This window comes from Oceanicella actignis (genome assembly GCF_008124525.1).
GTDB lineage: Bacteria > Pseudomonadota > Alphaproteobacteria > Rhodobacterales > Rhodobacteraceae > Oceanicella > Oceanicella actignis.
This window is the reverse complement of record NZ_VNHJ01000001.1, coordinates 206,205-229,280: the sequence shown is the minus strand read 5'-3', so window position 1 is coordinate 229,280 and position 23,076 is coordinate 206,205. Positions and strand designations below refer to the sequence as shown.

Sequence of the window (23,076 nt, the reverse complement as noted above, 5' to 3'; positions counted from 1 at the left end):
CCGCCCCGGCCGGCGCTCGGGCCGAGGCGGCGGGCGGCGGCCCTTGCGGTCGCGGCGCCGCCCTTCAGCCCGCGGCGGCCGCGGCGGGCAAAGGCTCGACGCGGATGCGCGGCGGCAATGGCGCCAGCGCGTTGGCAAGGCGCGCGCGCAGCGCCTCGTCGCCCGCCGCGCGCACGACGTAACCCTCGCCCTCCATCTCGACCTCGAGCGCGGGAGCCGGGTTCGGCGCGGTCAGCTCGGCCAGCGTTTCGCGCGCGATGCGCTCGAGCGCGCGCCGGCGCAGCTCGGGCTTGAAGATCTTGCCGACATTGGTGGTCGCCATGGCGGGCAGGATCTCGACCCAGCGCGGGCGGGCGGGCGGCTCGTCGACATGGGCGCGGGCGAACTCCAGAAGCTCTTCCTCGCTCGCCTCGGCGCCGGGCGCCAGCTCGACATAGGCCACGGGCAGCTCGCCGGCATAGGCGTCGGGCGCGCCGACGGCCGCCGAGATGCGCACGGCCGGGTGCTCGTCCAGCGCCTCTTCGATCACGCGCGGGTCGATGTTGTGCCCCGAGCGGATGATCAGATCCTTGGCCCGGCCCGCCAGGTGCAGAAGCCCCGCCTCGTCCAGATAGCCCACGTCGCCGGTGATGAGCCACCCGTCCGCGTCGAAGGCCTTGGCCGTGGCGGCGGGGTCGAGATAGCCGGGAAAGACGTTCGGCGCCTTGAACAGGATCATCCCCGCCTCGCCGGGCGCGGCCTCTTCGGCGGTCGGGGCGCCCTCGGCGTCGAGCCGCGCGATGCGGATGCGGCTGTGCGGCAGGCGCAGCCCCACGCAGCCGGCCGGCCCGCGCAGCCCCGGCGGGCGGATCGAGACGATGCCGTGAGTCTCGGTCATGCCCAGGCTTTCGTGCACATGCAGGCCGAACTGGCGCTCGAAACGGGCGGCGAGCTCGGGCGGCAGCGGCGCCGCGCCGGTGCGGCAGTAGCGGATGCGCGAGACGTCGGCGCCCTCGAGCGGCACGTCGGCCAGCGCCGCCAGCACCGTCGGCACGGCCGACAGCGCCGTGGCGCCGTATTTCTCGGCCAGCTTCCAGTAGTTGCGGAGCACCTCGCGGTTGCGCAGCAGGCCGGTGGTGGGGATGACCATCTCGAGCCCGGCCGAAAGCGAGGTCAGCGAGGCCGGCAGCACCCCCGCGACGTGAAACAGCGGATAGCCGTTGATCGTCACGTCGCGCTCGGTCACGCCCTGCATCTGCACGCAGGCCCAGGCGGTGAAGACCTGCCCGCCATGGGTGTGGCGCGCCAGCTTGGGCGCGCCGGTGGTGCCGCCGGTGTGGAAATAGGCGGCCGTGTCCTCGGGGCGGATGACGCGCCCCGAGACGAGGCGGTCGGCGGGCTGATCGGCGATCAGCGCGCGCAGATCCAGCGCGCCCTCGGGCGTGGGGGTCGGATCGCCGCCCAGCGCCGGGCCGGGATCGACGCGGATCAGATGCGCAAGCCCCTCGACCGCCTCGAACAGCCGCCGCGCCTTGGACCAGTAGCCGGCCTCGGCCTCGTCGCCCCAGGCGATCAGCGCCCTGGCCCCGGCCGCCCGCATCAGGTCGGCCAGCTTGTCGTCGGTCAGGAGCGGGTTGAGCGGCTGCGTGACGCCCGCCGCCTCGGCGCCCCACAGGGCCAGATGCGCTTCGAGGCAGCCCGGCAGAAGGAAGGCCACGGCGTCGTTCGGGCCGATCCCCAGCGCATGCAGCGCGTTGGCGGTGCGGGTGACGTTGGCGAAAAGCTCGGCATAGCTCCAGCGGATGGGGGCGTCCGCCGGATCGCCCGTGCGCAGAAAGGTCAGCGCCGTCTTGTCGCCGAAGGCGCGGGCGCTGTCGGCGAGGATCTCGTAGGTGCTGGCCGGCTTGATCGCCTGCTCGAGAGGAATCGCCTCGATGGCCTCGACATCGGCCAGCGAGCGCACCTGACGCATGGGGGCGAAGGGCATGAGCGTGCTCCGGTCTTGCGTTGCGTTGCGGGCGCGGCCCGCGCTTGGTTTCTCAGGCCGCCGGACTGCCGGCGCGCCGCGCGCCGATGGCCGCCAGACCAAGGCCCGGCGCGGCCAGGGCCAGCCCCGCCGCCGCCAGAACGACGTGCGGCAGGCCGATCCAGGCCCCGCCCGGCAGCGCCAGGAGCAGCCCGCCAAGCCCCACCCCCGCGCGCCAGAGCGCGCCGAGCGGGCCGCCGGGCAGATTTCCCACCAGGCTGACATGGCCTTGCAGCGCGCCCCCGATCAGCCAGATCCCGGCCAGCGCCGCGCTCAGCGCGGCGGCGACCTCCCATGCGGGCGCCTCGCCGATCAGCGCCGGGTTCAGCACGAAGAAGAAGGGCGCGACATAAATCACCCCGCCAAGGCGCATGGCCTCGATGCCCGTGCGCATCGGCCCCGCGCCCGCCATCGTCGCCGCCGCGAAGGCGCCCAGCGCCACGGGCGGGGTGATGTAGCTGACCATGCCCCAGTAAAGGATGAACAGATGCACCGCCAGCTGGTTCAGCCCCGCCTGTTCGAGCGCGGGCGCCAGCACCACGGCGAGGAAGATGTAGCAGGCGGTCACGGTCATCCCCATGCCGAAGACGAAGGCCGTCACCGCGCCCATCGCCAGCAGCGCCAGCGTCGAATCGCCGGCCATGAAGATCAGCTCGTTGACCAGCGTTCCCGCCAGCCCCGTGGCCGAGAAGGCGCCCACGATCAGCCCCACGCCCAGAAGCACGGCCGTCAGCTCGGCCAGCGAGCGCCCCACCCCGACCACGAGATCGGTCAGCGAGCGCAGCGTGAAGCGGTGGCGGCGCATGACCTGGTTGATGATCAGCAGCAGCGCCGTGGCGTAGAACGGCGCCAGCGTGTCCATGCGCCAGGCGACCATGAGGAAGATCAGCACCCCGAAGACCAGCAGATAGGGCCAGCCCTCGGCCGCCGCGGCGCGCAGGGTGGGCGCCTCGCCCGGCGCCAGGCCGCGCAGGCCGCGCCGGGCCGCATAGGCGTCGATCTGCACGAACAGACCGAAATAGAACAGCAACGAGGGAATCATCGCCGCCAGCGCGATCTCGACATAGGGCCGCGACAGGAACGAGGCCATGACGAAGGCCGTCGCGCCCATGATCGGCGGCATCAGCACGCCGCCCGTCGAGGCGCAGGCCTCGGTGGCCGCCGCGTGCCGGGCCGAAAAGCCCGTGCGCTTCATGGCCGGGATCGACACCGCCCCCGTGGTCAGCACGTTCGAGATCACCGAGCCGGACATCGAGCCCATGAAGCCCGACGCGAAGATCGCCACCTTGGCCGCCCCGCCGCGAAAGCGCCCCACCAGCGCGAGCGCCAGATCGTTGAAGAACTGCCCGCCGCCGGTCTTCTGCAGCACCGCGCCGAAGATGATGAAGCCGATGACCAGGTTGCCGAAGGCGCGCATCGGGATGCCGAACGAGCTTTCGGACGAGATCATGTGATACGCCGCCAGATCCCAGAAGGGCGAGGCGAAGCCCGACAGCGGGTCGGGAATGCGGTCGGCCACGGTCGGATAGAGCGAGATCACGGCGACGATGACGAACAGCGTCAGCCCGCCCGCCCGGCGCGTGGCTTCGAGGATGAGCAGATAGAACGCGATCGAGACCCAGCGCGCCGCGTCGGGCGCGGCGTATTCCCAGCCCATCTCCAGGCTGGTTTCCGCCGTCCAGGCGAAATACCCCGCCCCCGCCAGCGCCAGCGCGAACAGCGCCCAGTCCACCGCCCCCGGGCCGCGCGCGCGCCGCAGCGGAAAGACCAGGAAGGCCAGCGCCAGGAAGATCCCCCCGAGGATGTAAAGATAGCGCCCCTCGATCAGCACCGCGCCCAGAAGCTGAAGGTTGAACAGCTGGTGGATGCTCAGCGCCACGCCGGCCAGGGTCAGCGCGGCGATCGCGGCGCGGGCGGCGGGGCTTTCGACCGGCGGGGGCTCGCCGCCCTCGGCGAGCAGCTGTTTCTTGCTCATCTGCGCTCCATCGCAAGGACGTGTCGGGGCAGGCGGCGCAGGCGAAAGGGCGCGGGGGCGGCGCCGCCTGCGCCCCCGCGCCCCGGGCAGGACGCGCCCCGGATCAGAAGACCACTTCGAAGCCGCCCTCGGCCAGCGCCTTGCGCCGCGCCTCGGACCAGGCGGCGTCCCAGTCCTCGGGGTTCTGCGCCTTCAGCTCGGCCCAGGCCTTGGCCAGCGCCTCTTGGCGCGCGATCAGGCGGTCGTTGTGCGCCTGGGCGGCGTCGGACCACACGCCCAGCTCCTTGAAGTAGCGCACGGCGCCCTCGTGATAGGGCACGACCCATTCGAAGTTCTGCTTTTCGAGCGCCCAGCCGTTGATGCCCGGCGCCTTGTCCTTGTAGGCGGGGAACAGCTCGACCATGGCGCGGGTCATGTTGTAGACCAGATCGGCGTCCTGATCGGCCATCGCCACCAGCACCGGATAGGCGTAGCCGGCCGTGGGCGCGCCGTCCGTGCCGTCGATGTTGGCGCCGACCTTGGCGGTCATCGGCTCGAAGAAGGGGGCGACGGCCTTCATGCGCGCGATGCCCTCCTTGTTCTCGGGGTCGATGGGCGGCCAGACCAGCCCGCGCGGCGAGGCGGCCATCTCGTAGGCGCGGCCCGAATTGGTCGAGGCGAAGGCCGCGTCAACCTGGCCGTTGACCATGCCCTTCCAGCTGTCGCCGAAGCCGCCGAACTCGACCTTGACCACGTCGTCCCAATCCAGCCCGGCATAGGCCAGATAGGCGGTGACGTTGACGTTGAGCGCCGGCGCGCCCTTGACCCAGGCCACGCGCTTGCCCTTGAGGTCGGCGTATTCCTTCACCCCCACATCGCCCGCGACGCCCACCGACAGGCCGACCGTGCCGCCATTGTTGGCCAGCAGCAGCCGCACCGGCTGCGGGCCCCAGTTGGGCGCGCCGAATTCGAACGCGCCTTCCTGCGCCATGAACGAGCCCCCGACCCCGGTGGCCGAGAACTGCACCTTGCCCTGGCGCAGCGGCTCGGCGCGGGCGACGTCGTTCTTGCCCGGCAGAACGCGCAGATTCACGCCCAGCGCATCCTGCAAGGCGGCGCCGATGGCGACGGACTGGTTGTATCCGGCCGATCCGGTGCCGTAGGCCGTCCACGCGATCTGGCGCGGCAGCTTGATGTCGGCGGACCACGATGCGCCCGGCGCGGCGGCGAGCGTCAGCGCCAGCGCGGCGCCTGCGAGGCGGTCGAGTTTCATGGCGTCCTCCCTTGGTTGCGGACTTGGTTGCGGAAGCGAATTGCGAACCGCAGTTCCGTTATGCGGAAGATTTGAGCATTTCCCGCCGGGTCAGGCAAGCGCCGCAAATGATTCGCCCGCGGCGCGGCCGGCGCTTCCCGCGATGCGGAAGCGGCTTCGGGGGCGCTCGCGCGCCGAATCGCCGCCGCAAACCGGGATGATGACCCTGGGGCATTCATGGTCGAGACAGGGTGATTTCCGCGACCTGCACATTCATGAACAGGGATTCAGACTGCGTTTTTCAAAAATTATCATTTGTTAACAAAGCGTTAAAATCATCAATTTAATCCAACAAGAGGCTTGATCGGATGAACGGATGATGGCAGTCTTTCTCTCGTAGCGTAGTTGGTGAAGCGTAGCGGTCACGCGCTGATGAGTATCAAGCGCAGCGTAGCGTAGGGAGATGCGTAAGTAAGACGTCGCGAGTATTGACGTTCAGTGAATTTCGCGCCGGCGAGGACCCCAAACCTCGTCGGCGCTTCTCTTTTTCGACGTCCGCCCGGACACGAAAAGCCGCGCAGGCGAAAGAAAACGCCCCGGCCGATGGCCGGGGCGTCGGGGTCGGCAAGCGCGGGCGGTCCGCCTTCAGCCGATCAGGCCCATGCTCTCGAGCTTCAGGATCACCTGATGGGCGCAGTTGTCCACGTCCTGCCCCTCGGTGTCCACGCGCAGCTCGGGGTTCTCGGGCGCCTCGTAGGGGTCCGAGATGCCGGTGAACTCCTTGATCTTGCCCTCGCGCGCCAGGCGATAAAGCCCCTTGCGGTCGCGGCGCTCGCATTCCTCGAGGCTGGTGGCCACATGCACCTCGACGAAGGCGCCGTATTGCTCGATCATCTCGCGCACCGCGCGCCGCGTCGCCGCATAGGGCGCGATCGGGGCGCAGATGGCGATGCCGCCGTTCTTGGTGATCTCGGAGGCCACATAGCCGATGCGGCGGATGTTGATGTCGCGGTGCTCCTTCGAGAAGCCCAGCTCGGAGGACAGATGCTTGCGCACCACGTCGCCGTCCAGCAGCGTCACCGGCCGGTCGCCCATCTCCATCAGCTTGATCATCAGCGCGTTGGCGATGGTCGACTTGCCCGAGCCCGACAGCCCCGTGAAGAACACGGTGAAGCCCTGCTTGTTGCGCGGCGGGAAGCGGCGGCGCAGCTCGGCCACCACCTCGGGGAAGGAGAACCACTCGGGAATCTCGAGCCCCTCGCGCAGGCGCCGGCGCAGCTCGGTGCCCGAGATGTTGAGCACGGTCGCGCCCTCGGGCACCTCGTCGGCGGGGAAGTATTGCGCCTTCTCCTGCACGTAGACCATGTGCTTGAAGGGCACCATCTCGATGCCGATCTCTTCGGCATGGGCGGCGAACAGCTCCTGCGCGTCATAGGGGCCGTAGAAGTCCTCGCCCTTCGAGTTCTTGCCCGGCCCGGCGTGATCGCGGCCGACGATGAAATGCGTGCAGCCGTGGTTCTTGCGGATCAGGCCGTGCCAGACCGCCTCGCGCGGGCCGGCCATGCGCATGGCCAGGTTCAGAAGGCTCATGGTCGTGGTCGCGGCGGGATACTTGTCCAGCACGGCCTCGTAGCAGCGCACGCGGGTGAAGTGATCGACGTCGCCGGGCTTGGTCATGCCGACGACCGGGTGGATCAGCAGGTTGGCCTGGGCCTCGCGCGCGGCGCGGAAGGTCAGCTCCTGATGCGCGCGGTGCAGGGGGTTGCGGGTCTGGAAGGCGACCACGCGCCGCCAGCCCAGCTTGCGGAACAGGGCGCGCAGCTCGTTCGGGGTGTCGCGGCGGGCGCGGAAGTCGTAATGCACCGGCGGCTGGATGCCCAGCACCGGCCCGCCCAGATAGACCGGACCGGCCACGTTGTGCAGGTAGTTCACCGCCGGATGCGCCAGGTCGTCGGCGCCGAACACCTTCTCGGCCTCGCGCTTCTTGTTCGGGCGCCATTTGTCGGTGACCGACAGGATGGCCAGGATCACGCCTTCCTGATCGCGCAGGGCGATGTCCTGGCCCGGCTCGATGCGCTCGGCGAACTCCTCGGACACGTCCAGCGTGATCGGCATGGGCCAGAGCGAGCCGTCCGCCAGGCGCATGTTCTCGACCACCGAGTCATAGTCGGCCTCGGTCAGGAAGCCCTTGAGCGGATTGAAGCCGCCGTTCATCAGCAGCTCCAGGTCGCAGATCTGGCGCGGCGTCAGATCCCACGAGGGCATGTCCCCCGCCTCGCGCTTGAGCTTGGCGGCGCTTTCGGACGAGACGTAAAGCTCGGGGACCGGGGCGTGATTGGAATGCGTCATGACAACTCTCGGCTCGATGATGCGGCGGGCGCGCGGCGCCGGCCGGGGTTCCGGCGCGGCCGGCGACTCGGTGCGCGTTTTCGCCCCTGCGGCGGAAAAACACAACCCGCAGGGGATGCGCCCGGCGCATGACAGGGTTGCGCGGGCCGCCGCGCCCGCCGGGACCGGCCGAGCCGTCAGATCGCCGCCTTGCGGCTTTCCTCGATGTAGATGGCCCGCAGGCGCCGCGCCACCGGCCCCGGCGCGCCGTCGCCCACCGGGGCGTCGTCGATCTCGACCACCGGGGTGACGAAGGTGGTGGCGGCGGTGACGAAGGCCTCGGCGGCGTCCTTCGCCTCGTCGATCGTGAAGGGGCGCTCCTCGACGCGCATCTGCGCCTCGCGCGCAAAGCGCAGCACCGCGGCGCGGGTGATGCCGTGCAGGATGCGGTTCGACAGATCGCGCGTGACCAGGACCCCGTCGCGGGTGACGATCCAGGCGTTGTTCGAGGTGCCCTCGGTCACGAAGCCGTCCTCGACCAGCCAGGCGTCGTCCTTGCCCCGGGCCTTGGCCTGCATCTTGGCCATCGAGGGGTAGAGCAGCTGCACCGTCTTGATGTCGCGCCGCCCCCAGCGCAGGTCCTCGAGCGAGATCACCTTCAGCCCGCGCTCGGCGGCCGGGCTGTCGATCAGCGCCCTGGCCTGGGTGAACAGCACCAGCGTCGGCGTCATGCCCTCGGACCAGGCGAAGTCGCGATCGGCCGCGCCGCGCGTGACCTGAAGGTAGATCATGCCCTCGGTCAGGCCGTTGCGCCGGATCAGCTCGCGGTGAATCGCAAGCAGCTCGTCCTCGGAGCATGGCGCGGGCATGTCCAGCTCGGCCAGCGAGCGCGCCAGCCGCCGCGCATGGCCGGCGAAGTCCACCAGCTTGCCGTCGATGACCGAGGTCACCTCGTAGACCCCGTCGGCGAAGAGGAACGCGCGGTCGAAGATCGAGACCCTGGCCTCCTCTTCGGGAAGATAGGCGCCGTTGACGTAGACGGTGCGGCTCATGGCATCTCTCCGTGTCCTAGCCCCAAAGGGCGGCGGGCGGCGGGTGCAGGCCCGCCGCGTCGTATGTCAGGGGCGGCTCGCGGTCGCGCGCCAGCAGCAGCGGCCCGTCCAGATCGACGATCCGCGCCCCCTGCGCGACCAGCGTCGCCGGCGCCATGGCCAGCGAGGTGCCCATCATGCAGCCCACCATCACCCCCAGCCCGCGCGCCGTCGCCTCGTCGCGCAGCGCCAGCGCCTCGGTCAGCCCGCCCGTCTTGTCGAGCTTGATGTTGACCATGTCGTAGCGCCCGGTCAGCGCGTCCAGCGAGGCGCGGTCGTGGCAGCTTTCATCGGCGCAGACCGGCAGCGGGCGCGCGATCTCGGCCAGGGCCTCGTCCTGCCCGGCGGGCAGCGGCTGCTCGACCATGGCGACCCCGAGGCGCAGCATCTCGGGGGCCAGCTCGGCGTAGGTCTCTGCGCTCCAGCCCTCGTTGGCGTCGACGATGATCGTCGCCTCGGGCGCGCCCTCGCGCACCGCGCGCAGCCGCTCGAGGTCGCCCTCGCCGCCCAGCTTGACCTTGAGCAGCGGCCGGCCGGCGTTCTCGGCCGCCTTGCGGCGCATGCGCTCGGGCGCGTCCAGCGACAGGGTGTAGGCGGTCGCCACGGGTTCGGGCTCGGGCAGGCCCGCCAGCTCCCAGGCGCGCCGGCCGGCGCGCTTGGCCTCCAGATCCCACAGCGCGCAGTCCAGCGCGTTGCGCGCCGCGCCCGGCGGCAGCGCCGCCTGCAGCGCCGCGCGGTCCATGCCGTTGGCGATGTCCTCGGCCAGCGCCGAGATGGCGTCCATCACCCCCTCGACGCTTTCGCCATAGCGCGCGTAGGGCGTGCATTCGGCCCAGCCGCGGCGCTCGCCCTCGGTCAGCGTCACGGTCACCACGACCTGCTCGGTGCGCGACCCGCGCGAGATGGTGAAGGCCTCGCGCAGGGGGAACGCCTCGCGCCGCAGATCGAGACGGATCATTCCAGCGCCTCGGCCAGGCGGTCGGCGCCCTGGCGGAAGGGATCGACGGTGGGCAGGCCCATCTGCCGCTCGACCGCGGCGAGGTAGTCGAGCGCCTCTTCCTCGTCCATGGCGGCGGTGTTGATCGAGACGCCCACCACCTCGCAGGCCGGGTTGACGATGTGCGCCATGCGCAGCGCCACGTCGCGCAGGTCCTCGAGGCTGGGAAGCGCGTATTCGGGCAGGCCGCGCATGTGTCCGCGGGTCGGCTCGTGGCACAGCACCAGCGCGTCGGGCTGGCCGCCATGGATCAGCGCCAGCGTCACGCCCGAATAGGAGGGGTGGAACAGGCTGCCCTGCCCCTCGATCAGGTCCCAGTGGTCGGGCTCGGCGTCGGGGGTCAGCCACTCGATCGCGCCGGCCATGAAGTCGGCCACGACGGCGTCGAGGGGCACGCCCTCGCCGGTGATGAGGATGCCGGTCTGCCCCGTGGCGCGGAAGTCGGCCTTCATGCCGCGCGCGCGCATCGCCTTCTCCATGGCGAGCGCGGTGTACATCTTGCCCACCGAGCAGTCCGTGCCCACGGCCAGGCAGCGCTTGCCGCTGCGCTTCTTGCCGTTGGCGATGGGGTATTTCACCGTGGGCACGCGCACGTCGTGCAGCTTGCGCCCGGCATGGCGCGCGGCCTCGACCAGCAGGGGCTCGTCGCGCAGCAGGTTGTGCAACCCCGAGGCCACGTCCATGCCGGCTTCGAGCGCCTCGCGCAGCACCTTGATCCAGGCGGGCGAGATCATGCCCCCCCGGTTCGCCACGCCGACCACCAGCGTGCGCGCGCCGGCGGCCGCGGCCTGCTCGATGGTCATGTCGGGCAAGCCCAGATCGGCCTGGCAGCCGGGCATGCGCAGCTGCCCCACCACCGATTCCGGGCGCCAGTCGCGGATCCCCTGCGCCACCTTGGCGGCCAGCTGGTCGGGGGCGTCGCCGAGGAAAAGAAGGTAGGGTTGCTCGAGCATCGGGCGTCTCCGTGATGTGGCGGCGCGCAGCGCCGGGCTTTCGGGCGATCCGAGCATCGGCGCGCGGGCGCGTCAATGGTCGCGCGCGGGGGCGGACGAAAACGCAACGCCCTTCGGCGGGCCCGCGCGGATCGGGCCGAATGTCGAAGATCCTTCGTCCTTATCTGCAAATGATCGAAGATCATTCGCACAGCGCCCCGCCATGCAGGCGATTGTTCCGTTTCGCGCCGCGCGTTTGCGCAGCCCCGCGGCGCGCGCGGCCCCCGGAGCCGGCCCCACGCGGCGCGACGGGGCGACCGAGCGCGCGGCGCGAGCCGCCCCTCGCGGGCTTCGCGCCGCGGCGCACAACGCCCCTGCGGCCGAGCGCCGCGCCGGAGCGCTCGGCCCCGGGCCGAAGCGCGCCGATCAGCCGGCCGCGCGGGCGGCCGGCGGCTTGCCCGCTCCGCTCGCCGATGCCCTTGCGGCCTTCGCCGACGCGCGCGCCTCCGCTCCCGGCCCGTTGCCTGCCGCCGTTCCCGGCCCCGCGCCTTGCGCCGTTCCCGGCCCCGCGCCTGGCTCCGCGCCTTGCGCCGCACCCGAGGCCGGCCTCGGGTCGAATGCCGCCTCGCCCCCGGCGGCCGCGCCATCGCCCGGCTCGAGGTCGAAGACCCCGGACAGGACGGGCGGCGGCGCCAGCTCTTCGGGAACGGCGCACACACGCGCCCTCGCCATCGCCCGCCCCAGCCCCGGCGCGGCGGTCAGCACGGCGAAGGGGATCGCGAGGCACAGCCCCGCGAGCACCGGCGCCGCCCAGGGCAGGGCCTCGGGCGCCCTGGCCCAGACCGCGGCGGCAAGGCCCAGGCCAAAGAGCGTCTGCATCCACAGCCCCCGCGCCGCCTGCCCCCAGCCCAGCGCGTAGGCGTCGCGCGCCTGCGCGCCCCAGACCACCGAACGCCCCGCCGCCAGCCCCGCCAGGAACAGCGTCGTGCGAAAGGCGACCGCCGGCGCCATGAGCATCGAGAACACGGTTTCCACCGCCGCGCCGGCCGCAAAGCGCAGCCGCCCGCCATAGCGCGCGGCCTCGCCCGGCCGCAGGGCGACGTCGATCCACCCCGCGATCTTGGGAAAGAGCGAGACCGAGAACATCACCAGCATCATCGAGGCGGCGAAGGCGGCGTCGACCTGGCCGGCGCCGCCCTCGAGCAGCTTGAACGCCGCCGTCGCGGTCATCAGCATCCAGGCCGGCGCGGCCAGATACATCGCGATGGCCGCGAAGAGCTGAAAGCGCGACATGGGCTTGAGCCCGCGCAGCCCCAGAAGCCCCCAGTATTGCATGTTGCCTTGGCACCAGCGCAGGTCGCGGCGGGTGAAGTCGAGCAGCGTCGGGGGGTTCTCTTCCCAGCTGCCGGCCTCGACGGGCATGACGCGGCACTCGTAGCCGGCGCGGCGCATCAGCGCCGCCTCGACCTGGTCGTGGCTGAGAATCGCGCCGCCCAGCGGCGGGCGGCCGGGCAGGCGCGGCAAGCGGCAATGGCGCCGGAAGGGCGCGACCCGCACCAGCGCGTTGTGCCCCCAATAGGGGCCGCAATCGCCATGCCACCAGGCCGCGCCCAGCGTGAAGCTGCGCATGCCGTGGCGCATGCCGAACTGGAAGATCCGCGCGAAGGCCGAGCGCGCCGGCGCCCCCACCGCAAGGCTCTGCAGGATGCCGATGCGCGGATGCGCCTGCATGATGCGCGTCATGCGCAAGACGGTCTCGCCGGACATCAGGCTGTCGCTGTCGAGCGGCAGGAACAGCTCATACCCGCCTCCCCAGCGGCGCAGGAAGTCGCGGATGTTGCCGGCCTTCCAGCCTTCGTTGAGCGGCCGTCGGCGATAGATCAGCCGCGGCCCGAGCCGGGGCGCAAGACGCGCCAGCGCCGCCTCTTCGGCCGCGATCGCCTCGGGGCGGTCGCCGTCGGACAGCACGAACAGGTCGAAATGCGCGCCCTGGCCCGTGGCGTCGAGCGACTCGCGCAGGGCGACCAGGCGCGTCAAGGCGCGCTCGGCATCCTCGTTGCGCAGCGCCATGGCCACCGCCACGCGCGCGCGCAGCGGCGCATCGGAGTCGGCGGCGGCCATGTGCGGGGCGGCCGCCGCCAGCCCGTCGCGGCGTCCATGCGCCAGCCACAGGCCGATGAGCGCGTTCCAGAAGCCCATGATCGTCCACGGCGCCCCCACGGCCACGCAAGCGAGCGCGACGGCGTCGCTGACCGACCAGCCCCCGGCGCCGAACGCATGCGCCGCCCCGGCCAGCACCAGCGCCAGCGATCCCAGATTGAGCGCCGCCGCCGTCGCCCGCCGCCGCGCCAGCATGCGGCGCGGCTGCAGCCCTGCGGGGGTCAGGCGGCGCGGCGCGCGCGGCGGGCGCACGCTGGGCGCGCCGGCGGCGCCCTCTTGCGCCGTCCCCCGCAGCCCCACGCCGGCGAAGGCGGACGCCTCGGCCGGCGCGGGGCCGCAAGCGGGAGCCGCGCCGGCCGGGCCTGCGCCGCCGCCCCCGGCGCCCCCGGCGCCGCCGGCGCCCTCGCCCGGCCCGACGCAGCTCGTCGCGCCCGCTTCCTGCCGGCCAGGGCCTCGGGCGCCGGCCGCCCCGTCAACCGGCCCTCCCGCCGCTCCCAGGGCAAACACGCCCTTGGGCCGCCCGGCGCCGTCGGCGCCCGGCGCGCGCATCGGCGCATGGGCGGGCCCCGCCCCGCCGCCAGAGCCGCCGCCAGAACCGCCGCCGGACCGCTGCGCCGCGTCACGGGGCGCCAGCCCCGGCACGGGACCGGCGCCCTGGTCAGGCGCCGCGCCGCCGCGCGGCGCGGGCGGCGCGGCGCGCGCCTCCGGTCCCTCAGGCCGAGCGCATCCCGGCCCCGCGGCCCCGGGCCGGGGCGCAAGCCTCGGCGCCGGCGCCTCGTCGCTCGGAAGGCCGTCGGCTCGTCGCCGCGCGGCTTCGCTGTCGGTCATGTGATGCGCCTCCCTCTGGACCTGCGGTCCGCCTTGCCTACTGTTGCCGTCACGAGTCGCGAAAGGCCCCCGCATGGAAGCTCACGCATTGGTGTATGCCGCGCCCCGCCGCGCCGAGATCCGCCCCGTCGCGCTGCCCGACGCGCCGCCGGGGCCCAGTCACGTGCTGGTGCGCGCCCTGGCCTCGGGGCTGAGCCGCGGCACCGAGCGCCTGGTCTTCGAGGGCCGCGTGCCCGCCTCGGAACATGCGCGCATGCGCGCCCCGATGCAGGTCGGCGACTTCCCCTTCCCAGTGCGCTATGGCTACGCGCTGGCGGCCGAGGTCGAACAGGGGCCGCCCGAGCTGGCGGGCAAGCGCGTCTTCGCCCTGCACCCGCACCAGACGCGCGCGTGGCTGCCCGCGCGCGCCTGCCACCTGCTGCCGCCCGGCCTGCCGCCCGCGCGCGCGACGCTGGCGGCGAACACGGAAACCGCGCTGACCGCGTTGTGGGACGCGGGCGCGGGGCCGGGCGACCGCATCCTAGTCGTGGGCGCGGGGGTCGTCGGCTGCCTGATCGCGCGGCTGGCGGCGCGCATGCCCGGCTGCGAGGTCTTCGTGACCGACAGGGTAGCCGAGCGCGCCCGCATCGCGGGTGAACTTGCCGTGACCTGGCGCGCGCCCGACGACCTGCCCGCCGGTTGCGACCTGGCCTTCAACTGCACCGGCGCGGGGGCGGGTCTGCAAGCCGCGCTCGACGCGCTGGGCCCGGAGGGGCGCGCCGTCGAGGTCAGCTGGCACGGCGACGCCGAGGCCACGCTGCGCCTTGGCGGCGCCTTCCACGCGCTGCGGCTGACGGTGGCGTCCTCGCAGGTCGGGCGCGTGCCGCCGGCGCGCGCCCCGCGCTGGGACGGCCCGCGGCGCCTTGCGGCGGCGCTGCGCATCCTGGCCGAGGACCCGGCCCTCGACGCGCTGATCGAGCATCGCGCGCCCTTCTTCGACCTGCCCGCCCGCCTGCCCGCGCTGCTTGCGCCCGGCGCGCCCGGCGGGGGCGTGGCGATCGCATATCCCCCGGCCGGCCGCGACGGCGCGCCGGCGCAAGCAAGGACCGCCCCATGACAGGACAGGAAGCCTCTCTTTACGCCGTCGAGGTGCGCGACCATGTGATGATCGCCCACTCGCTGCCCGACCCGCTGTTCGGCCCGGCGCAGAAGCTGCACGGCGCGACCTATGTCGTGGACGCGGCCTTCATGCGCCCCGAGCTGACCGAGCAGGGCGTGGTCGTGGACATCGGCCGCGCGCGCGAGGCGCTGCGCGCCGCGCTGGCCCCGCTGGACTACGGCAATCTGGACGAGCTGCTGCCCGGGCGCCTGACCACCACGGAATATCTGTGCCGCCACATCTACGAGCGACTGCGCGACGCGGCGCGCGCGGGGGCGCTGGGGCCGGGCGCCGAGGGGCTGACGCGCATCCGCGTGACGCTGAGCGAGTCGCATCTGGCCCGCGCCTGGCACGAAGGCCCGGCATGAGCGCGCGCGCCCCGGCGGCCTGGCTGGCGGTTCCGGGCGCGCTCGACGCGCCGACGGGGGGCTATGCCTATGCCCGGCGCGTGCTGCGCGCGGCCGGGGGCCTGCTGGGGCATCTGCCGCTGCCCGGCGGATTTCCCGATCCCTCTCCCGCGCAGATCGAGGGCGCGCTGAAGGCGCTTTCGCTGGCGCGCGGGCCGGTGGCGATCGACGGGCTGGCGCTGGGCGTGCTGCCGGCCGAAGGCGTGGCCGCGCTGGCGGGGCCGGTCATCGGGCTGCTGCACCATCCGCTGGGGCTCGAGACGGGGCTTGAGCCGGCGCGCGCCAGGGCGCTGCTGCAAAGCGAGGGCGCGGCGCTGCGCGCCTGCGCCGCGGTCGTGACCACAAGCGCCGCGACGGCGCACGCGGCGGCCGAGCTCTTCGTCCTCGATCCCGCGCGGGTGCATGTCGCGCCGCCCGGCCTTGCCCGCGCCGCCCCCGCCCGGGGCGCCGAGCCCGGCGCGCCTCGGCTGATCCTGGGCGTCGGCGCGCTGACCCCGCGCAAGGGCTGGGACGTGCTGCTGCGCGCGCTGGCCGCGCTGGGGCCGGGCGCGTGGCGCTGCGCCATCGTCGGCGCGCATGACCGCGACCCGGCCGAGGCGGCGCGCCTGCGCGCGCTGATCGCGCAGCTTGGCCTGGAAGAGCGGGCGACGCTGACCGGCGCGCTCGACGCGCCCGCGCTCGAGCGCATGTTCGCGCGGGCCGACATCTTCTGCCTTCCCAGCCGCTACGAAGGATATGGCATGGCCGCGGCCGAGGCGATGATGCGCGCCCTGCCCGTCGTCGCCACCCACGCCGTGCGCGAGGCCGCGCCGCCGGGCGCGGCGCTGCTGGTCCCGCCCGACGATCCCGAGGCGCTGGCCGACGCGCTGGCGCTGCTGCTCTCGCGCCCCGAGGCGCGCCGGCGCCTGGCGCAGGCGGCGCGCGCGCATGCGATGACCCTGCCCGACTGGGACGAGACCGCGCGCCGCATCCTGCGCGTCGTGCGCGATGCGCGCGGCGCGCCGTCGGCGGCGGCGCGGGCATGAGCGGCTTCGCGCTCGACTGGCTCGACCTGCGCGCGCCGGCCGACCGCGCCGCGCGCAGCATGGCTCTGGCCCGGCGCCTGGCCGCGTGGACCGGCGGCGCGCCGCTTGCGGCCGTGGATCTGGGCGCCGGAGCGGGCGCGACGGTTCAGGCGCTGGCCCCGCTGGCGCCGCGGCTGCGCTGGCTGCTGGTCGATGCGGATGCGGGGCTTCTGGCCGAGGCGCGCCGCCGCACCGGCGCGCGAACGGCGCGCGCCGACCTGTCCGCGCCCGACGAGGTCGAGCGGCTTCTGGCCGGGGCGCGGGTCGTCGCCGCCTCGGCCTTCTTCGACCTGTGCTCCGAGGCCTGGATCGCCCGCTTCGTCCGGGCCCTGCCGCGCGATGCGGCGGTGCTGGCGGCGCTGACCTATGACGGGCGCGAGCGCTGGTCGCCCGCCGATCCGGCCGAGCCCGCCGCCCTGGCCGCCTTCCACGCGCATCAGCGCCGCGACAAGGGGCTGGGCCCGGCGCTGGGCCCGGACGCCGCCCCCACCCTGGCGCGGATGCTGCGCGCGGCGGGCTGGAGCGTGAGCGCAGCGCCCTCGCCCTGGCGGCTGGGGGCGGGCGACGCGGCGCTGATCGCCGCACTGGCCGAGGGCGCCGCCGCCGCGGTGGGCGAGACGGGCGCGCTGACGGCGCCGACGCTCGAGCGCTGGCGGCTGGCGCGGCGCGCGGCACGGCAGGTCGAGATCGGGCATGTCGACATCCTGGCGCTGCCGCCCGGCTGACAAGATGCAAGGACGCGCAGTGCGAATCCCGCGGCCGCGCCGATCCCCTGGGCCGCGCCGCAAGGCCGCCAAGACGCGCCCCGAACGGCCGGCCGACGACCCGACGGCGGGCCCGGCGGCCCAAGCGCAGATCCGCCGCGCCGGCCTTCGCGCAGCCCTTGTCGGGAACCGCGCCCGCCGCGCCCAGCCCCGGCGAGCCGCGGCCCGGATCAGCCGCCCCCGAGCATGCGGCGCATCACGCCGTCGCGGTCGATGAAGGCGTGCTTGAGCGCCGCCAGCACATGCGCCGCGGCCAGAAGGCCGATCATCACGCCCATCGGCCCATGCACCTGCCCGAGCAACGTCTCGGACAGCGCCCGGTCCGGCGTCAGCGGCAGCCGCGCGTCGAACAGGAACCAGACCGGCGCCGGCGCGGGATACAGGCTGACGCCGATCCAGCCGACGACCGGCGCCGCGATCAGCAGCGCATAGAGCAGCAGATGCACGATCCGCGAGGCCGCCCGCTCCCACGCGCGCAGCGGCGGATCATGGGGCGCCGGCGGCCGCGCCGCCCGCGCCGCCGCGCGCAGGATCATCAGCCCGAGCACCGTCAGACCCGCCGACTTGTGCAGATCGTAGATGAGATCGAACGCCCCCGCCCCCAGCGCGCCGTTCACGCGCGCCGCCACTTCGGGGTCGTAGCCCTCGATCAACAGCCCCGCCGGGATCAACACGATCACCAGCGCCGCCACGATCCAGTGCAGCGCGCGCTGAAGAGGCGTGTAGGCGCCCGCGCTCATGGCCGGCTCCAGCTGTTGCGCATGTCGCAGGTGAACAGCACGTCGCCGTCGTCGAACACATGCACCTCGGTGCGCGGGCGCAGCGCCTCGTCCAGCCGCTCGATGGGCGAGAGGCGAAAGCCCGGCTTGCCCGATCCCAGGATCATCGGCGCCATGAGGATGTGCAGCATGTCCACCGCCCGCGCCTCGAGGAAACCGGCCAGCGTGTCGGCGCCGCCCTCGACCAGAAGGCGCGTCAGGCCGCGCTCGGCCAGCGCGGCGACGATGGCGCGGGGGTCGAAGCGCCCGCCCGGCGCGGGCAGGCGCAGCGCCTCGGCCGGCGGCGGCGGCGGGGGGGCGTCAGGCGCGCTCGCCACCAGCACGGGCGCCGTGCCGTCGGCCAGGATCGCGGCGTCGCGCGGCATGCGCCCGCGCGGGTCGATGACCACGCGCGCCGGGTGGCGGCCGTCGACGCGGCGCACCGTCAGCCGGGGATCGTCGGCGGCGACGGTGCCGACCCCCACGATCACCGCATCGACATGCGCGCGCAGGCGGTGCAGATGCTCGAGCGCGCGCGCGCCGTTGATGTATTTCGACGCTCCCGTGACCGTGGCGATGCGCCCGTCCAGCGACTGGCCGAGCTGCGCGATCACCACCGGCGCGCCATCCGCGCGCAGCGGGGCGAGCGCCTGGGGGCGCGTTGCCGGAGCATGGTTCATGTGCGGCCGCTCCCTTCCTTGCCGACGGGTGCGAGGATGCGCGCGCTTCGCGTCCACATCATGGCCGTCCCTCCGCCGCCGGACAAGACTCGCGCATGGCGCGGGGGCCGGACGACCGGGCGGGCCGCGCCGGGGCTGGCGCAGGCTGCGCCTTCCGGGGCGCGAGCGGCGCCGGCCGGGGCGCGGGCTTGGCGGATGAAGGCGCGGGCTCGGCCGGCAGGCCGCGCCAGGGCTGGCGCTTGAACCAGGACGCCGCATGCGCCGTCGCGATCAGCGCCGCGAAGCCGGTCAGGTTGACCAGCGCGTTCGTCCACGGGCTGCGGCCCGCCACGTCCAGCCACACCCCGGCCGCCTGCGCCAGAACCATCGAGGTCAGGAACACGGCCAGCGACTGGCTCCCGACCTTGCGGACGACCCGCACCGCCGCCGGCCAGCCCCGCGCCGCCAGCCAGCCGCGCCCGCGCGCGCCCAGCGCGCTCCAGACCAGCGTCGCCAGCGCGGCCAGATGCAGCAGCTGCGCAAGCCCGATGCGCTCGGCCGGCAGGAACAGATCGAAGCCCAGCAGGGCGCGCGCGCCTTCGCCGTAAAGCGCCAGAATCAGCGCGTCGAGCGCGGGCAGATGGGCGCGGATCTCGTCCACATAGGCATGGGGCGCCGTCGCCAGCGCCGCCGCCGCCGCCGCGATCAGCATGCGCCGCCCCGGCCCCGCCGGCGGCGCCGCGCGCCGTCCCGGCGCGGCCAGCCGCCGCCCCGCCGGACCCGCCGCCAGCCATGCCAGATAGGCCAGCGCGAGGAAGTGCAGATAGCGCCACCCGCCGACCCAGCTTTTCCACCACAGGAACTCGGTCTGCGCGCGCAGGCGCGCGATCGCCTCGGTCAGCGCCCAGTCGGCCGGCAGGTAAAGCCCCTGGTGGATCTTGAACCACGCGAAGGGCAGCGCCGTGAGCAGCACCGCCGCCGCCGCGATGGCCAGCGCGCGCGAGACCGGCGGCGCCGGCAGCCATCCCATGCCGAAGGCGAAGCCGGTGAAGAACACCAGCTGCCAGCCGAAGGGGTTGAAGAACCAGTCGATCTCGGGCGCCCAGGGGCGCGAGGGCAGATGCGCCCAGCCCAGCTGCGCCGCCAGCCACACCGCCAGCGCGGCCGCCGCCACCGCGCCGCGCCCGCCCAGCCGGTGCAGCGCCATCATCGCCGGGATCATCGCCAGGATCGCCAGATACATGGGCAGGATGTCGAAATAGTTCGGCGTCCAGCGCAGCGTCATCAGACCCAACAGCGCCTCTCCCGTGTTCTCGAAGAACGGCACGATGGGCACGGCCGCCACATAGCGCTTGTCCGGCAGCCCCAGCTGCAGCCGATCGACCGCGTAGAGCAGCGCCGCCACGCACAGGAACAGCCCCACATGCGCCCAATAGACCTGCCAGACGCGATGCGCGATCCGCGCCGTTCCCATCAGCCAGCCGCGCCGCGCGAACACGCCGCCGAAGGCGATGGCCGAGGCCATGCCCGAGCAGAACACGAAGATCTCGGTCGCGTCCGAAAAGCCGAAGCGCGCCGGAATCCACAGCGCCCACGCATCGTTCGGCACATGCGCGACGAAGATGATGAACATCGCCAGCCCGCGAAAGAAGTCGAGCCGCGGATCGCGCCCCGCCCCACGCCCCGAATCGGCCAGCCTCGCGCCGACGGCCGCGTTCATGCCGCGCCCGGCGCGGCGCGCAGCCCGCCGCTCCGCCCCTGGGCGCGCCGCGCCGCGATGGCCTGGCGGCGGCGGGCGCAATAGCCGTCCTCGGCGCCGCGGCGCGCCGCGCGGCGGGCCAGCATGGCCTCGGCCTCGTCAAGCAGCCCGGCGCGCAGGGCGGCCTCGACGGCCAGGCGCTCGAACACGTCGCGCTGCGCATGACTGCCGCCCAGCGCCTGCATGCGCGGCGCGGCGCGCGCGAAGGCGGCATGGGCGCGCGCATGATCGCCGTTGCGAAAGGCCAGCAGCGCCTGCGCCGCCGGAAGGGCGGCCAGGGCGGCGACCTCGTGCTGGTCGTGGTCGAGCCGCTCGGCGTCGCGGGCGATGCGCGCGCTCAGCGCCTCGGCCTCGGCGGCGCGGCCGGCGCGCGTCAGGCTCAGCAGATAGTGCAGATCGGCGAACATCACCTGCCCGTCATCGACGCGCCGCGCGCACAGCTCGCCCAGCGCCTCCCAGCGCGCGCCCACATCGACCCCCTCCAGCTCGAGCCGCATCAGCAGCGACGCCGCGTTGGCGATGTCGCGATAGTCGTCGGTGCGGTCGGGCCAGACCTTGCGGTCGTATAGCTCGAGCGCGGGCCCCCAGGCGCCCCGGTCCAGATGGAACAGCGCCAGATGCCACCACACATGATAGCCGAAATTGTTGCAATGCGCCCAGCGCGCCGATTGCCCCGCCAGCCAGCGCACGCCCCTTTCCGGCTGGCCGGTCATGTCGTGGACATGGGCGACGGCGTGCAGCCCCCAGGCGTCGTCGGGCGCAAGCTCGAGCCCCTCGAGCCCGGCGCGCTCGGCGGCGGCGTAGTCGCCCGTCTCTTCCAGCGCGAAGGCCGTGCATCCGAGGAAATAGCCGCGATGCGGGTGATCGGCGCCAAAGCCCGGCGCCTGATCGGCCAGGGCGGCGCGCATCCCGGCCGGATCGCCCAGGATGAAGCGCACCGCCTGCGTCAGCTTCATGGCCAGCGAATCGCCGGGCCAGCGCCGCGCGATGGCCTCGAGCCGCGCGGCCGCGGCGCGCTGGCGCCCCGCGCGCATGTCGGACAGGGCGGCCACATAGGCCGCCTCGCGCGCATTGGCGCCGCCCTGCGCGGCGGCCGCGCGCGCCGCGCGCAGGGCGTCGTCGGCGGCGGGCAGCAGCTCGGCGCGGCCCAGCAGCAGCATGAAGAACCCCTTGGCCGCGTGCCCCAGCGCAAAGCCCGGCTCGGCCGCCAGCGCGCGCGCCAGATGCTCGGGCGTCGCGGCGCCGTGGGCCAGAAAGGCGGCCACGCAGGCGTCCCAGGCGCCGGCGGCCTCGGAGGATTGCAGCGTCAGGTCGTGTCCGGCGGCATCGGTGCGCATGAGCGTCTCTTTCGTCCTGTTTCCTGCCCGAACGCTGGACCAGCATTGCGGCGATGGCGAGGGGGCGGAAGGCGCTCTCACCCTCTTGTGACGACGCGCGAGCGCGCCGCGGCGCATTGTGGGGAAGCCCCCGAGGCCCGCCCCGCGGGGAAAGCGCGACGCGCCGCGCCGACAGGAGTCCAACGAGCCGATGAGCCGAACCCCGCCCCCAGAAGGCGCCGCCCGGACCGAAGCGCCCAAGGACGCGCCCGTCGGCGCGCCGGTCGCCTCGCGGCGCGGCGCCCCCGTGAACGATCCCGTCGCCGGCGCCCCCGTCGTCGCGCCCGCCGGCGCGCCCGCCGCCACCCCCGCCGCAGGCCCCGCTGCAAACGCCGCCTCAGGCTCGGCCGCGGTCCCTGCCGAAAAGCCCGGCGCCGGCCCCGCGCCCCCCGTCGACGCCCGCGCCCTGGCGGCGGCGCTGGCGCTGTTGGCGCTGCTGGCGGCGCGGGCCCATGCCGAGCGGGGCGCGCCCCTGGTCTGGGCGGCGCTGCTGGGCGCGTTCGCGGGGCTGGCGCTGCATCACGCGCGCTTCGGCTTCGCCTCGGCCTGGCGGCGCATGACGCGCGAGCGGCGCGGCGCGGGGCTGCGCGCGCAGATGCTGCTGATCGGGCTGACCTGCGCGGCGTCCTACCCGCTCATGCAATGGGGCGCCCAGATCGGCCTGCCCGCGCGCGGCCATGTGCTGCCCATCGGCGCGGCCTCGGCGATCGGGGCGTTCATGTTCGGCGCCGGCATGCAGCTGGGCGGCGGCTGCGCCTCGGGCACGTTGCATGCGCTGGGGGGCGGCGCGCCGCGCATGGCCATCACGCTGGCCTTCTTCGTCGGCGGATCGGTCCTGGCGACGGCGCACTGGGATTTCTGGTCGGCCCTGCCGCGCACGCGCGCGGGCGCGTCGCTGCCGCAGATGATGGGCGCGCTGCCCGCGCTGGCGGTCACGCTGGCCCTGCTGGGCGCGATCGCGCTGGCCTCGGCGGCGCTCGAGCGCCGGCGCCACGGCGCGCTCGAGCCGCCTGCGCGCGCCGGCGACCCGCTGCGCGGCCCATGGACGCCGGGCATGGGCGCGGCGGCGCTGGCGCTGGTCGGCATCGGCTGCTTCCTGGCGCTGGGCCGGCCATGGGGCGTGACCTCGGCCTTCGCGCTGTGGGGCGCCAAGGCGCTGAACGCCGCCGGGCTGCCGGTGCAGGAGTGGACCTACTGGAGCGGCTGGCGGCGCGGCGCGCTCGAGGCGTCGGTGTTCGCCGACGCGACCTCGGTGATGAATTTCGGCATCGTGCTGGGCGCCATGGCCGCCGCCGCGCTTGCCGGGCGCTGGGGCGGCGGCGCGCGGCCGGACTTGCGCGGCGCGCTGACGGCCGCCGCCGGAGGGCTGCTGATGGGCTACGGCGCGCGCCTGGCCTATGGGTGCAACATCGGGGCCTATCTGGGCGGGCTGGCGTCGGGCTCGGCGCATGGGTGGTGGTGGCTGATCTGGGGCTGGGCGGGCTCGGCGCTGGGAACGCGCCTGCGCGCGCGGCTGGGCATGGACCCGCCCGCCTGCCCGCCTCGCGCATGAGGCCGCCCGACGCCGCGCCTCCGGCGCGTTCGTTCTTCTCGTCGCACCGAAG

General features: G+C 74.0%; 17 protein-coding genes. 5 read left to right on the top strand and 12 right to left on the bottom strand.

The window, feature by feature from the left end:
• Nucleotides 1–64: 64 nt before the first annotated feature.
• The 8 genes from LY05_RS01005 to mdoH all read right to left on the bottom strand — a co-directional run bounded on the left by LY05_RS01005 (nucleotide 65) and on the right by mdoH (nucleotide 12,971).
• Nucleotides 65–1,966 (bottom strand): acyl-CoA synthetase, encoded by a 1,902-nt coding sequence (locus LY05_RS01005; RefSeq protein ID WP_148921783.1) that lies wholly within the window; start codon nucleotides 1,964–1,966, stop codon nucleotides 65–67.
• 52 nt (nucleotides 1,967–2,018) lie between these two features.
• On the bottom strand, nucleotides 2,019–3,980 hold the full coding sequence (locus LY05_RS01000) for a TRAP transporter permease (RefSeq protein WP_148921782.1): 1,962 nt from the start codon (nucleotides 3,978–3,980) through the stop codon (nucleotides 2,019–2,021).
• A gap of 103 nt (nucleotides 3,981–4,083) precedes the next feature.
• Nucleotides 4,084–5,232: a TAXI family TRAP transporter solute-binding subunit gene (locus LY05_RS00995; RefSeq protein WP_072746361.1), complete on the bottom strand. Its 1,149-nt coding sequence runs from the start codon at nucleotides 5,230–5,232 to the stop codon at nucleotides 4,084–4,086.
• A gap of 624 nt (nucleotides 5,233–5,856) precedes the next feature.
• Nucleotides 5,857–7,560: a bifunctional sulfate adenylyltransferase/adenylylsulfate kinase gene (locus LY05_RS00990; protein ID WP_072746362.1), complete on the bottom strand. Its 1,704-nt coding sequence runs from the start codon at nucleotides 7,558–7,560 to the stop codon at nucleotides 5,857–5,859.
• A gap of 176 nt (nucleotides 7,561–7,736) precedes the next feature.
• Nucleotides 7,737–8,591: a D-amino-acid transaminase gene (locus LY05_RS00985; RefSeq protein WP_072746363.1), complete on the bottom strand. Its 855-nt coding sequence runs from the start codon at nucleotides 8,589–8,591 to the stop codon at nucleotides 7,737–7,739.
• Nucleotides 8,592–8,607: 16 nt separating this feature from the next.
• On the bottom strand, nucleotides 8,608–9,588 hold the full coding sequence (gene dgcA, locus LY05_RS00980; RefSeq protein WP_148921781.1) for an N-acetyl-D-Glu racemase DgcA: 981 nt from the start codon (nucleotides 9,586–9,588) through the stop codon (nucleotides 8,608–8,610).
• On the bottom strand, nucleotides 9,585–10,580 hold the full coding sequence (dgcN, locus tag LY05_RS00975; protein ID WP_148921780.1) for an N-acetyltransferase DgcN: 996 nt from the start codon (nucleotides 10,578–10,580) through the stop codon (nucleotides 9,585–9,587). The genes dgcA and dgcN overlap by 4 nt, the downstream gene beginning before the upstream one ends.
• A 405-nt stretch (nucleotides 10,581–10,985) precedes the next feature.
• On the bottom strand, nucleotides 10,986–12,971 hold the full coding sequence (gene mdoH, locus LY05_RS00970; protein ID WP_211356253.1) for a glucans biosynthesis glucosyltransferase MdoH: 1,986 nt from the start codon (nucleotides 12,969–12,971) through the stop codon (nucleotides 10,986–10,988).
• A 649-nt stretch (nucleotides 12,972–13,620) separates the two neighbouring features.
• On the opposite strand from mdoH, the gene LY05_RS00965 reads away from it, so the two are divergent.
• The 4 genes from LY05_RS00965 to LY05_RS00950 are packed head-to-tail and all read left to right on the top strand — an operon-like array spanning nucleotide 13,621 to nucleotide 16,881.
• On the top strand, nucleotides 13,621–14,643 hold the full coding sequence (locus LY05_RS00965; protein WP_211356252.1) for a zinc-dependent alcohol dehydrogenase: 1,023 nt from the start codon (nucleotides 13,621–13,623) through the stop codon (nucleotides 14,641–14,643).
• The gene (locus tag LY05_RS00960; protein WP_072746367.1) at nucleotides 14,640–15,053 is read left to right on the top strand and encodes a 6-pyruvoyl trahydropterin synthase family protein; all 414 of its coding nucleotides are present in this window, start codon (nucleotides 14,640–14,642) and stop codon (nucleotides 15,051–15,053) included. Before LY05_RS00965 ends, LY05_RS00960 begins: the two co-directional genes overlap by 4 nt.
• Nucleotides 15,050–16,117, top strand: coding sequence for a glycosyltransferase family 4 protein (locus LY05_RS00955; protein ID WP_148921779.1), 1,068 nt, complete (start codon nucleotides 15,050–15,052; stop codon nucleotides 16,115–16,117). The genes LY05_RS00960 and LY05_RS00955 overlap by 4 nt, the downstream gene beginning before the upstream one ends.
• Nucleotides 16,114–16,881, top strand: coding sequence for a class I SAM-dependent methyltransferase (locus LY05_RS00950; protein WP_148921778.1), 768 nt, complete (start codon nucleotides 16,114–16,116; stop codon nucleotides 16,879–16,881). Before LY05_RS00955 ends, LY05_RS00950 begins: the two co-directional genes overlap by 4 nt.
• A 209-nt stretch (nucleotides 16,882–17,090) precedes the next feature.
• Here the strand turns inward: LY05_RS00950 and LY05_RS00945 are convergent, their stop codons facing one another.
• The 4 genes from LY05_RS00945 to LY05_RS00930 are packed head-to-tail and all read right to left on the bottom strand — an operon-like array spanning nucleotide 17,091 to nucleotide 21,433.
• Complete coding sequence (locus LY05_RS00945) at nucleotides 17,091–17,660, bottom strand: cytochrome b (RefSeq protein ID WP_148921777.1); 570 nt, start codon at nucleotides 17,658–17,660, stop codon at nucleotides 17,091–17,093.
• Complete coding sequence (locus tag LY05_RS00940; RefSeq protein WP_148921776.1) at nucleotides 17,657–18,358, bottom strand: RibD family protein; 702 nt, start codon at nucleotides 18,356–18,358, stop codon at nucleotides 17,657–17,659. The genes LY05_RS00945 and LY05_RS00940 overlap by 4 nt, the downstream gene beginning before the upstream one ends.
• Before the next feature lie 58 nt (nucleotides 18,359–18,416).
• On the bottom strand, nucleotides 18,417–20,057 hold the full coding sequence (locus tag LY05_RS00935) for an OpgC family protein (RefSeq protein WP_148921775.1): 1,641 nt from the start codon (nucleotides 20,055–20,057) through the stop codon (nucleotides 18,417–18,419).
• Nucleotides 20,054–21,433, bottom strand: coding sequence for a tetratricopeptide repeat protein (locus tag LY05_RS00930; RefSeq protein WP_072746373.1), 1,380 nt, complete (start codon nucleotides 21,431–21,433; stop codon nucleotides 20,054–20,056). The genes LY05_RS00935 and LY05_RS00930 overlap by 4 nt, the downstream gene beginning before the upstream one ends.
• A 190-nt stretch (nucleotides 21,434–21,623) precedes the next feature.
• On the opposite strand from LY05_RS00930, the gene LY05_RS00925 reads away from it, so the two are divergent.
• A complete protein-coding gene (locus LY05_RS00925; protein WP_148921774.1) occupies nucleotides 21,624–23,024 on the top strand; it encodes a YeeE/YedE family protein in 1,401 nt (466 codons plus the stop codon).
• Nucleotides 23,025–23,076: the final 52 nt, after the last annotated feature.